Origin of the sequence: Acinetobacter sp. SwsAc2, assembly GCF_013391465.1 — a bacterium.
GTDB classification, from domain to species: domain Bacteria; phylum Pseudomonadota; class Gammaproteobacteria; order Pseudomonadales; family Moraxellaceae; genus Acinetobacter; species Acinetobacter johnsonii.
This window is the reverse complement of the sequence record NZ_JACBEZ010000053.1, coordinates 1-11,392: the sequence shown is the minus strand read 5'-3', so window position 1 is coordinate 11,392 and position 11,392 is coordinate 1. Positions and strand designations below refer to the sequence as shown.

13 protein-coding genes and 2 pseudogenes are annotated in these 11,392 nt (G+C 37.6%); 10 read left to right on the top strand and 5 right to left on the bottom strand.

Going from position 1 to position 11,392, the window contains the following annotated elements:
• The first annotated feature begins 252 nt into the window (after positions 1-252).
• Together HYI04_RS16055 and HYI04_RS16050 are read left to right on the top strand one after the other, a co-directional pair.
• The gene (locus HYI04_RS16055; RefSeq protein ID WP_178896377.1) at positions 253-1,578 is read left to right on the top strand and encodes an ISNCY family transposase; all 1,326 of its coding nucleotides are present in this window, start codon (positions 253-255) and stop codon (positions 1,576-1,578) included.
• 255 nt (positions 1,579-1,833) lie between these two features.
• Positions 1,834-2,909, top strand: a protein-coding gene (locus tag HYI04_RS16050; RefSeq protein ID WP_101494812.1) for an IS3 family transposase whose coding sequence is annotated in 2 segments (ribosomal slippage) — positions 1,834-2,086 and positions 2,086-2,909 — 1,077 coding nt in all. Because the reading frame shifts where the segments join, the coding sequence is not laid out codon by codon here.
• A 41-nt stretch (positions 2,910-2,950) separates the two neighbouring features.
• Here HYI04_RS16050 and HYI04_RS16045 read toward each other — a convergent pair.
• A pseudogene (locus HYI04_RS16045) lies at positions 2,951-3,271 on the bottom strand (IS1-like element ISAba3 family transposase); the annotation flags it as partial.
• Between the two features lie 80 nt (positions 3,272-3,351).
• Here HYI04_RS16045 and HYI04_RS16040 point away from each other — a divergent pair.
• The 6 genes and pseudogenes from HYI04_RS16040 to HYI04_RS16015 all read left to right on the top strand — a co-directional run bounded on the left by HYI04_RS16040 (position 3,352) and on the right by HYI04_RS16015 (position 7,324).
• Positions 3,352-4,194, top strand: coding sequence for a carbapenem-hydrolyzing class D beta-lactamase OXA-58 (locus tag HYI04_RS16040; RefSeq protein ID WP_002002480.1), 843 nt, complete (start codon positions 3,352-3,354; stop codon positions 4,192-4,194).
• A 90-nt stretch (positions 4,195-4,284) separates the two neighbouring features.
• Positions 4,285-4,991: pseudogene (locus tag HYI04_RS16035) on the top strand (IS1 family transposase).
• A gap of 173 nt (positions 4,992-5,164) precedes the next feature.
• Positions 5,165-5,992 carry an AraC family transcriptional regulator gene (locus HYI04_RS16030; RefSeq protein ID WP_000073658.1) on the top strand — a complete coding sequence of 276 codons (828 nt, stop codon included), beginning with the start codon at positions 5,165-5,167 and terminating at the stop codon, positions 5,990-5,992.
• A 49-nt stretch (positions 5,993-6,041) separates the two neighbouring features.
• A complete protein-coding gene (locus HYI04_RS16025) occupies positions 6,042-6,647 on the top strand; it encodes a LysE family translocator (protein ID WP_000447788.1) in 606 nt (201 codons plus the stop codon).
• A gap of 92 nt (positions 6,648-6,739) precedes the next feature.
• A complete protein-coding gene (locus HYI04_RS16020; protein ID WP_000286964.1) occupies positions 6,740-7,042 on the top strand; it encodes a type II toxin-antitoxin system RelE/ParE family toxin in 303 nt (100 codons plus the stop codon).
• Positions 7,043-7,324, top strand: a complete 282-nt coding sequence (locus HYI04_RS16015; protein WP_000985609.1) for an addiction module antidote protein — start codon at positions 7,043-7,045, stop codon at positions 7,322-7,324. It abuts the gene before it with no gap.
• Between the two features lie 79 nt (positions 7,325-7,403).
• Here the strand turns inward: HYI04_RS16015 and HYI04_RS16010 are convergent, their stop codons facing one another.
• From HYI04_RS16010 to HYI04_RS16000, 3 genes are all read right to left on the bottom strand, one after another.
• The gene (locus HYI04_RS16010) at positions 7,404-7,673 is read right to left on the bottom strand and encodes an SMI1/KNR4 family protein (protein WP_372239182.1); all 270 of its coding nucleotides are present in this window, start codon (positions 7,671-7,673) and stop codon (positions 7,404-7,406) included.
• Positions 7,670-8,760 (bottom strand): IS4 family transposase gene (locus HYI04_RS16005; protein WP_103800267.1). Its coding sequence is split into 2 segments (ribosomal slippage): positions 7,670-8,220 and positions 8,220-8,760, totalling 1,092 coding nucleotides; the frame shifts between segments, so codons are not numbered across the junction. The genes HYI04_RS16010 and HYI04_RS16005 overlap by 4 nt, the downstream gene beginning before the upstream one ends.
• Positions 8,761-8,793: 33 nt before the next feature.
• Positions 8,794-9,012 carry an SMI1/KNR4 family protein gene (locus HYI04_RS16000; protein ID WP_256733022.1) on the bottom strand — a complete coding sequence of 73 codons (219 nt, stop codon included), beginning with the start codon at positions 9,010-9,012 and terminating at the stop codon, positions 8,794-8,796.
• Positions 9,013-9,151: 139 nt separating this feature from the next.
• Here HYI04_RS16000 and HYI04_RS15995 point away from each other — a divergent pair, with 139 nt between their 5' ends.
• Both HYI04_RS15995 and nadS read left to right on the top strand, forming a co-directional pair.
• The gene (locus HYI04_RS15995) at positions 9,152-9,472 is read left to right on the top strand and encodes a type II toxin-antitoxin system RelE/ParE family toxin (protein WP_000897307.1); all 321 of its coding nucleotides are present in this window, start codon (positions 9,152-9,154) and stop codon (positions 9,470-9,472) included.
• On the top strand, positions 9,465-9,737 hold the full coding sequence (nadS, locus tag HYI04_RS15990; RefSeq protein ID WP_000369781.1) for a NadS family protein: 273 nt from the start codon (positions 9,465-9,467) through the stop codon (positions 9,735-9,737). Before HYI04_RS15995 ends, nadS begins: the two co-directional genes overlap by 8 nt.
• 90 nt (positions 9,738-9,827) lie before the next feature.
• Here the strand turns inward: nadS and HYI04_RS15985 are convergent, their stop codons facing one another.
• Positions 9,828-11,153 (bottom strand): ISNCY family transposase, encoded by a 1,326-nt coding sequence (locus tag HYI04_RS15985; RefSeq protein ID WP_079393426.1) that lies wholly within the window; start codon positions 11,151-11,153, stop codon positions 9,828-9,830.
• Positions 11,154-11,392: the final 239 nt, after the last annotated feature.

Genomic DNA, 11,392 nt, shown 5'->3' with positions numbered 1-11,392 from the left:
GAATACCTGTCTTAGCTACGCTAGACACCCTTGGCCGCAAGGATTACAAATTAAGAAAAATTCCGCAAGTTTTTGTCTATTGAAAGAATAAATAATCTCCCAACTGCTATCTATTTAACATAATGGCTGTTATACGAAACGAGAGTGTAAGCCCAAAATAGAAATGTCCGGTTTCTCCAAAGTAAAAATGTCCGCTTTTAGAATATGCGCTTTTGCAATTTCCTTAGCGGACGGTTTGATATGTTGGTGTCTATGTCGGATAAAGAACTTAAACGATTGTCGGTCTTGCAAGAAATCTGTGATCAACGTATAACTCAATCCCAGGCTGCTCAGCTACTTCATATCTCAGAACGTCAGATCAGACGCTTACTGCAGAAATACAAAGCTCAAGGTCCAGCTGCATTAGCCCATGCCGGTCGTGGCCAAATCAGCAATTCTAAACTTCCTGAAGAACTCAGACTTAAGTGTCTCAATATTGTTTCAGATCAACTTTATGGTTTCGGACCCACTTTAGCGCATGAAAAGCTCACCACCGTGCATGGATTCGATCTTTCAGTAGAAACCCTGCGTTCCTGGATGATTGCAGCCGATTTATGGATCCCTCGCTGCAAGCGCCTGAAACGACCATATCAGCCTCGTTATAACCGAGATTGTTATGGTGAATTGATCCAAATTGATGGCTCACACCATGATTGGTTTGAAGGTCGAGCACCTAAATGCTGTCTGCTAGTATTCATCGATGATGCCACAGGAAAATTGCAGCATTTACGCTTCTGTGCGTCAGAGTCAGCCTTTGACTATATGATTTCGACACGTTTATATATCGAACAGCATGGTAAGCCATTGGCATTTTACAGTGACAAACATTCAGTTTTTAGGGTGAATCAAAGTAGCAAGAAAGACACCAAGATTACCCAGTTTGGACGTGTTCTGAGCACTCTCAATATCGATATCATTTTCGCTAACTCCCCTCAAGCCAAAGGTCGTGTAGAACGAGCGAATAGAACACTTCAGGATCGTCTGATTAAGGAGATGCGTCTAGAAGGCATCAGTTCAATTGCAGATGCCAATAAGTGGCTGCCGTGCTTTATTGAGCAATTTAATCGTAAATTCGCCAAGATGGCTTTTAATCCCAAGGATCTACATCGGCCTATCGCTGAAACAGCCGAAGAATTAGATGATGTTTTTACCTGGCGTGAACCCCGCAGGGTCACGAACAGCTTGACGATTACTTATGATAAATGCGTATATATCTTGGAAAACAGCGAAGAAAATCAAAGATTGGGCGGCAAGTATCTTGAGTTCCTGGAATATCCGGATGGTACTGTAGCCATTGAATATCAGGGAAGAAAAATCAATTACAGCATCTTTGATAAATTAAGTCAGCTCAACCAGAGAGAGATCGTTGAGAATAAGCGTTTGGGTTCTGTGCTGGCACATATTCAACAACAGCATGAAGAATTAGAACAACAAAACAAACGGAATCGTTCTCAAGCTATGCCACGTAGACGAGCACAGAAAACAGCAATTCAACAACGAAATCTGAATCCTGTGCTTGACTTGGAAATGTCGGTATAGGACATTTCTATTTGGTTTTAAGGTAGGACATTTCTACTTGGGAATAACAGAGAGTGTTAGAACCCATTTAAAGTGTCTATATTCTCACCAATAAAAATGTCCGGTTTCTCCGAGGTAAAATATGACTTTTGAACAAAAATAAGCCATTGTTTATTCTTTTTATTTCCAACAAAATTCCAGAACTGGTAATCCCCCCTAAAAATAATAGGATCTAAAAGTAGAATTTTCTCTTAAGATACGAGCAGGAGATTCTGCATGAAAACATCTAAATTTACTGACAGTCAGATCATGTCTATCTTGAAACAGGCAGAATCTGGCACACCTGTAGCGACCCTTTGCCGTGAACACGGCATGAGTAATGCTACCTTTTATAAATGGCGTGCCAAATATGGTGGTATGGATACATCATTAATGGCTCGACTGAAAGAGCTAGAAGCCGAAAATACCAGACTTAAAAAGATGTATGCGGAAGAGCGATTAAAGGCCGAAATCATCCAGGAAGCGATGGCAAAAAAGTGGTAAAGCCATCTTGCCGGCGTAAGATGGCACAACAGGCAGTTGCCCAGCATGCCATTAGTATTCGTTTGGCTTGTAAAGCATTTGGCATTAGTGAAACCTGCTACCGCTATCAAGCCAAACTCAGCGATGACAATGCACTCATTGCTGAACAGCTCATTGAACTCACTGAGGAAAATTCCGATTGGGGCTTTGGTTTGTGCTTCTCGTATTTACGGCATGTTGAGAGTTGCTGCTGGAATCACAAGCGGGTTTACCGCATTTACTGTGAGTTGGCACTGAATCTGCGTATTAAACCGAGAAGAAGACTAAAACGGCATGCGCCTGAACCATTGAAAGAACCAATCCGAGAAAATCAGGTTTGGTCATTAGATTTTATGCATGATCAGCTTTCCGATGGTCGTAAGTTTCGATTATTGAATGTGATTGATGATTACCGCCGCGAAGGCCTAGCCATTGAAGCAGGGTTCTCATTGCCCACAATCAGGGTTATTCGTACGTTGAATCAATTGCTGGAGTGGAGAGAAAAACCGTTAGTGATCCGATGCGATAATGGTCCCGAATTTATCAGTCACGAATTTGTGCGCTGGGCTACTGAGCACGGTATTCGTATTGAATATATTCAACCGGGTAAGCCACAGCAGAATGCGTATATTGAACGCTATAATCGGACCATACGTTATAGTTGGCTGAGCAAGCATTTATTTGATACTTTGGATGAAGTACAAGATTATGCAACAAACTGGTTGTGGCATTACAACCATGAAAGACCACATCAAGCTAACAAAGGAAAGCCACCTCTAATGGCTGCTTAACCTCTACTTTTAACTTCGGTTATTTATGGGAGGATTACCAACTCATCTACTTCGAGAGATTCATAATGACTTTGCTGAGGCTGAATTTCATAGGTTGATTCAGTTAAAGTACGTAAAACTTTACCGATACTGATGCGCTCAACTTCAGCAATATCTCGTATACCGCTGCCTCTGACCATCAACTGTAATATTTTACGAGTAATACCTGACTTACATCCTAGATAGCTCAGTGCATGATCACCAATAAACTGACGTTTACAGTCTTTGCACTGATAGTTTTGTTTCCCATCTACTTTGATACCATTTTTCTTTATACTATCACTGAGGCAGGTTGGACATTTGATTGCTAGAGTTATTTGCATTTCTCTATTTTATCAAAATCCAATCGGCTTTTTCTTCAGCATACTTTTTGAAACACTACCAAATTTTAAAGTTGTATATCATGAAATTATTAAAAATATTGAGTTTAGTTTGCTTAAGCATAAGTATTGGGGCTTGTGCTGAGCATAGTATGAGTCGAGCAAAAACAAGTACAATTCCACAAGTGAATAACTCAATCATCGATCAGAATGTTCAAGCGCTTTTTAATGAAATCTCAGCTGATGCTGTGTTTGTCACATATGATGGTCAAAATATTAAAAAATATGGCACGCATTTAGACCGAGCAAAAACAGCTTATATTCCTGCATCTACATTTAAAATTGCCAATGCACTAATTGGTTTAGAAAATCATAAAGCAACATCTACAGAAATATTTAAGTGGGATGGAAAGCCACGTTTTTTTAAAGCATGGGACAAAGATTTTACTTTGGGCGAAGCCATGCAAGCATCTACAGTGCCTGTATATCAAGAATTGGCACGTCGTATTGGTCCAAGCTTAATGCAAAGTGAATTGCAACGTATTGGTTATGGCAATATGCAAATAGGCACGGAAGTTGATCAATTTTGGTTGAAAGGGCCTTTGACAATTACACCTATACAAGAAGTAAAGTTTGTGTATGATTTAGCCCAAGGGCAATTGCCTTTTAAACCTGAAGTTCAGCAACAAGTGAAAGAGATGTTGTATGTAGAGCGCAGAGGGGAGAATCGTCTATATGCTAAAAGTGGCTGGGGAATGGCTGTAGACCCGCAAGTGGGTTGGTATGTGGGTTTTGTTGAAAAGGCAGATGGGCAAGTGGTGGCATTTGCTTTAAATATGCAAATGAAAGCTGGTGATGATATTGCTCTACGTAAACAATTGTCTTTAGATGTGCTAGATAAGTTGGGTGTTTTTCATTATTTATAAGAATTAGAAGTTTGAGGTTAATCTATTTTTGGTAGTGTTTCAAAAAGTATGCTGAAGAAAAAGCCGATTGGATTTTGATAAAATAGAGAAATGCAAATAACTCTAGCAATCAAATGTCCAACCTGCCTCAGTGATAGTATAAAGAAAAATGGTATCAAAGTAGATGGGAAACAAAACTATCAGTGCAAAGACTGTAAACGTCAGTTTATTGGTGATCATGCACTGAGCTATCTAGGATGTAAGTCAGGTATTACTCGTAAAATATTACAGTTGATGGTCAGAGGCAGCGGTATACGAGATATTGCTGAAGTTGAGCGCATCAGTATCGGTAAAGTTTTACGTACTTTAACTGAATCAACCTATGAAATTCAGCCTCAGCAAAGTCATTATGAATCTCTCGAAGTAGATGAGTTCTGGAATTTTGTTGGAAATAAAAAGAATAAACAATGGCTTATTTACGCCTATCATCGAGAAACAGGTGAAATTGTTGCTTATGTTTGGGGTAAACGAGATTTAGCTACAGTCTAACAATTGAAGACAAAGCTTAAACAATTAGATATTCACTACACCCGAATTGCAAGTGATCATTGGGACAGTTTCATCACTGCTTTTAAAAATGGTAAGCAAAGTATTGGTAAATTTTTTACTGTAGGTATTGAAGGCAATAATTGCAAAATAAGGCATAGAATTAGGCGTAGCTTCAGAAGAAGCTGTAATTTTTCAAAAAAGCTTGAAAACCATTTTAAAGCTTTTGATTTAGCCTTCTTTTCTTTTACATCAATAATGGCTTCATTTAAAGGCAGCATACTTTTTGAAGCACCACCAAAATTTTATGTTAAGTAGAGACTAAAAATGCCCTTGATTAAGGGCTTACAAGGGCATTTTGTATAAGGTGTATTATGTTAATTTTAGAATTTCTTCATTAGATAATTTTTGATAAGCTAAATCCATTAGGACTAATTAAGTAAATATGAGCAATTGGGTCAATGTCACACAGGATAAGTCTACAGGTATAGAACTAATTCATGCCCACTTCAAAGGCTTTGCATACGATCCTCATCTACACTCAAGTTATCTTATAGGGGTAACAGAGTTAGGACATCAACAATTCAATTGTAGAAAAAAAATTATTGATAGCTATCAAGGTCAAACTTTCATGCTTGAACCTGAAGAAGTTCATGATGGTAATGCACCAGATCCTCTCGGCTTCACTTATAAAATGATGCATTTAGATCCAGCATGGTTAAAAAAAAGCTATGAAGGAATATTTAATGAGCCTATCGAACTTGCTATCGAATCAACCCTACGTTCTGATCCTCAACTTTCACATTTGATACTTTCAACCTACAATATATTGAATAACAATGAATCTCAATTGATGAAAGATACGTATTTAGATCTTTTATTAGAAAACTTAGTAAATAAAAAAATTTTATATAAACGTGAAAAGTCTATCCAGACATTACCTAATATTGCATTAAAGCTAAAAGAAATTTTACATGAAAGTCTCTTTCATGATTTAGACTTACAAACACTCTCAACATTGGTGAAAACAGATCGTTTTTATATTAACCGTGTATTTAAAAAAAACTTTAACTGTTCTCCACATCAATATCTGATCCAACTCCGTTTAAATAAGGCAAAAGAATTGTTAAGAAAAGGATTATCAGCAACAACTGTTGCTTCATATCTTTGTTTTTCTGATCAAAGTCATCTAGGTCGATGGTTTAAACGTTGTTATGGCATAACATTGAATCAATATCAAAAAGCGTGCACAAATGTTCTAGATATATCTTGAAGATATTTATCAAACTAGCCAAATAGTTTATTAATTTTTGGATTTTATTTTGGAAACGATTTTAGCTTTTTGTGCCTTTTCTTTTGTTGCATCAATTACTCCTGGACCAACCAATTTCCTTATTCTTAGTACAAGTCATCAATTTAGTATTAAAAAAACATTAGGCTTAATCTTCGGTGGAAGTATTGGTGCTGCATCATTAGTCTTAATTACAGGACTTGGAATTGGTACAACACTCAATGAATACCCCAAGATTCAATTAATATTAAGTTTCACTGGCGGCATTTGGTTAAGCTATATTGGATGGAAAATTTTTAATTATAGACCTGATCTAGAATCTAAAATCCAAAATCAAAATAAGAAAAATGGTTTTTTTACAGGCTTCTTTTTACAGTTTATCAACCCTAAAAGCTGGTTGATGGCTATTGCTGTTATTACTGTTTATACAGCACAACTAGCTAACTACTATCAGTCACTCATTCTATTTTCATTCATCTTTATGCTGATTTCTCTACCTTGTTTATTTATTTGGGCTTATTTAGGAAAAATCACAAAAAAAATACTTTCTACAGCTCATCATATGGTGCTCTTTAATCGAGTATTAGGTACTGTTTTACTTATTTCAGTATGGTATCCAATATTGCATGCTATTTAACATAATGGTGGTTATACGAAATTCACCGTTTCGAGCCCCAAATATCAAGTTTATTTCTTGCATAAATGTATCCTATAGGATACATTCTACTTATGTACTCAATATATACCACTGAAGTCTTTGATGACTGGTTCACCAAGTTAAAAGACCAGCAGGCAAAAAGACGCATACAAGTCCGAATTGATCGGGTTGAAGATGGAAACTTTGGAGATACTGAGCCGGTCGGTGAAGGTGTTTCTGAATTACGTTTCTTCTTTGGGCCAGGCTATAGGATTTATTACTGCAAGCAAGGGCAAAGGGTTGTTATTCTTTTAGCAGGCGGAGATAAGTCTACGCAAAGTAAAGATATAAAACTTGCCCTGCAATTGGCACAAGATTTAGAGGAGGAGCTATAAATGGCTATTAAACTTCGCAAATGGGACAGTGCTGAGCATCTTAAAACAGAGGATGATATGCAGGCTTACTTACAAGCATGTATTGAAGAATCTAATGGCGATGCCGCATTCATTGCAAAGGCTTTAGGTAACATTGCAAAAGCTAAAGGAATGGCTCAATTATCACGAGATACAGGCTTAGGCCGAGAAAGTCTTTATAAAGCACTTTCTGGTGATGTTAACCCTAGTTTTGATACTGTGATTAAAGTTGTAAAAGCACTGAATTTACGCTTAGCAATTTAAAAAAAGTTATTAAAAAATGGAGCTTTAGGCTCCATTTTTTAATTTCGTATAAGGTGTATTATGTTAATTTTAGAAATTCTTAATTTCCATCTATCCAAACTTGCTTGATCCAATCTGCTAAATCTTCCCACTGCTCATCGCTATATCCATCTGCTGTCCAATATCTAATTTTATGATTAGGAGATAGGCAATAATAACTACCATTATCTTCACAAATAGGTAGCCAATCTTCTGGCAGACCTTGCTCCCTAGCATCATTTAATATCTGAGATAGCCCTCGATAGCATTCTTTCTCATCTGTAAGAGACGCTAATTCAATTGTTCCATCTCTGTACACGACAAATTTCACAGAACCCTTATCCTATCAGGCTTCTGCCTTCTTAAAATTGCCAAAATTTCCTTAAACTCTTCTTTTTTCCCAAAACCAATTAAACGCTGAATCGCCATTTGAACATAGTCTAAACCATAGCGAAATAAACTCATTGAGAGTCGTCCATGCTTCTTTATTTTTATCACTTTTTTTTGATCATGTTGCCATTCACCTGTTAAATAGCACCAACAGAAACCGATAGCTAGCACTGCTATCAATTTCTTGACTCGTCTAGGGTCTGTTAAACGAGTATTTTCAAGATTAAACCCGCGTCCTTTGAGACAACTGAATAAGGTTTCAATTTCCCAGCGTAATGCATAATCCTGAATAGAATTGGCATTAAACTGAGGAGAAACGACGAGTAAAAGTTCTCCATTTTCTAACTGTAGTGCACTTATATATAGTTTCACTCGACCAACCAAAATCCGTCGTTTACGACATTCAATTTGACCAACTTGAAGATGGCGAAATAAATCACTGATTTTATGATTCTTTCCTAAATGATTGGTGACAATAAAGTTTTTTTAACACGAATGCAGAAGTTGATGTCTTGTTCAATTAACCATGTAAACCACTGCTCACCGATAAACTCTCTGTCTGCGAACACATTCACAATACGGTCTTTACCAAAAATGGAGATAAAGCGTTGAATCAAAGCAATACGCTCTTTTGTATCTGAATTTCCACGTTTATTAAGTAATGTCCAAACGATAGGTATCGCTATTCCACGATAAACGATCGCGAGCATCAGGATATTAATATTTCGTTTTCCCCATTTCCAATTGGTTCTATCTAAAGTCAGTTGCACTTTGTCGAATGAAAATATATTGAAAATCAACTGAGAAATTTGACGATAATCGAAATACTGACCTGCAAAGAAGCGCTGCATACGTCGATAAAATGATTGTGGTAAGCACTTGATGGGCAAGGCTTTAGATGCAGAAGAAAGATTACATGTTTGCTTTAAAATAATCACAAGCATGATGAGCGCAAAGCACTTTAAATGTGACTTGTTCCATTTTAGATATTTGTTTAAGATAAGATATAACTCATTGAGATGTGTCATAGTATTCGTCGTTAGAAAACAATTATTGTGACATTATTTCAATGAGTTATCTATTTTTGTCGTGTACAGAGTTGTTCCATAAAAGATATTGCTAATCTCTTTCAAAACTTTTTTATAATCTTTTGGAAAAATAAAACCTATTTTTCGTTCATAAGCAGATATGAAAATATCATCAGGTAGTTCTATGTTTAGACGACTATTCCCAGATAGTTCTTTTAATTCTTGAATAATGTTATCAAGCTTATTTTGCATATACATTCTGCTCTATCGCATTAAAGTTCTTACTACAATTTAACATAATGGCTGTTATGCGAAACGAGATCTACCAGCTCTCGTTTTTTGTTATGGAAACTGCTAAAATTCAAATACGCCATTGACGTATAAAGAGTCCATGTTATTTATTGAAACCAGCATCTTTACCAAGCAAATTAAAGACCTTGTATCTGATGAGGAATATCGTCAACTTCAGCAAGATCTTTTGGTACAGCCTGATAGAGGTGACCTAATCAAGAATGGCGGTGGTATTCGCAAAGTACGTTGTGCTCAAGGTAACAAAGGGAAAAGTGGTGGGATACGGGTGATTTATTATTGGGTCACCGAGGATGATCAGATCTTTTTCTTAGTGGCTTATCCAAAATCAGTAAAAGATAATTTAACAGATAAGGAAACCGCCATTCTGCACCAACTCGTGAAGGAGCAATTTCATGGATAACAACTTATTTGATGACTTGGTTGCTTCAATCAAAGAAGCTGGAGCTATCAAACGTAAAGAAGTTAAAGCAAGCCGAGTTACAGAACTCGAATTGCCTGATATTAAAGAAGTACGTGAAAAAACTGGCTTGAGCCAAAATGAATTTGCTGCACGTCTACATATTAGCCCCCGTACCCTGCAAAATTGGGAACAGGGACGACGCTATCCAACTGGACCAGCAGCTACATTGATTCGAATTTTAGATGCTCACCCAAGCCTTATTTGAAAAAATTACTTAAAAAATGGGAGCTTAAGGCTCCCATTTTTTGTTATTCCTAAGTAGAAATGTCCTACCTAATAACCAAATAGAAATGTCCTATACAGACACTTCCAAGTCAAGCACAGGATTCAGATTTCGTTCTTTGATTACTGTTTTCTGTGCACGTCTGCTCGGCATCTTTTGAGAACGATTGCGTTTGTTTTGCTGTTCTAATTCTTCGTGCTGTTGTTGAATATGATTGAGAACAGCACCTAAACGTTTATTCTCAACAACCTCTCGCTGGTTGAGCTGACTTAATTTATCGAAGATGCTGTAATTGATTTTTCTTCCTTGATGTTCAATGGCTACCGTGCCATCCGGGTATTCCAGAAACTCAAGATACTTGCCGATCAACCTTTTATTTTCTTCGGTATTTTCCAGTAAATATACGCATTTATCATAAGTAATCGTCAGGCTGTTCGTGACTCTGCGGGGTTCACGCCAGGTAAAAACATCATCTAATTCTTCGGCTGTTTCAGTGACAGTCCGGTGTAGATCCTTGGGATTAAAGGCCATATTGGCAAATTTACGATTAAATTGCTCGATAAAGCAGGGCAGCCAGGCATTCGCTTGCTCAATCGAATAGATGCCTTCCAGGCGCATTTCTTTAATCAGACGGTCCTGAAGCGTTCTATTCGCCCGTTCTACACGGCCTTTGGCTTGTGGTGAATTGGCGAAGATGATATCGATATTGAGGGTACTGAGTACGCGTCCAAACTGGGTAATCTTGGTGTCTTTCTTGCTGCTTTGATTCACCCTGAAGACTGAATGTTTATCACTGTAAAACGCCAACGGCTTACCATGCTGCTCAACATACAAACGTGTTGAAATCATATAGTCAAATGCTGATTCCGACTCACAGAAACGTAAATGCTGTAATTTTCCTGTGGCATCATCGATAAATACCAGCAGACAGCACTTAGCAGCGCGTCCTTCAAACCAGTCATGGTGTGAGCCATCGATTTGAATCAGTTCACCATAACAATCTCGGTTATAACGAGGCTGATACGGGCGTTTCAGGCGCTTGGCGCGAGGAATCCACAGATCGGCTGCAATCATCCAGGAACGCAGTGTTTCCACTGAAATATCGAATCCATGAACAGTGGTGAGCTTTTCATGCGCTAAAGTGGGTCCGAAACCATGCAGTTGATCCGAAACAATATTGAGGCACTTGAGTCTGAGCTCTTCAGGAAGCCTGGAATTGCTGATTTGGCCACGTGCAGCATGTGCTAATGCAGCTGGGCCTTGAGCTTTGTATTTTTGCAATAAACGTCTGATCTGACGTTCTGAAATATGAAGTAGCTGAGCAGCTTGGGACTGGGTTATGCGTTGATCACAGATTTCTTGCAAGACCGACAATCGTTTAAGTTCTTTATCCGACATAGACACCAACATATCAAACCGTCCGCTAAGAAAATTGCAAAAGTGCATATTCTAAAAGCGGACATTTTTACTTTGGAGAAACCGGACATTTCTACTTGGGGCTTACATTTTTATTTCGTATAAGGTGTATTATGTTAATTTTAGAAAATCTTCACTACTATTATTTTAAAATAAGCCTTATATCCAAGCATAAAACAAGGTTGTCTAGACTTCTTTTAACAGTAAAGTTATCATAAAAC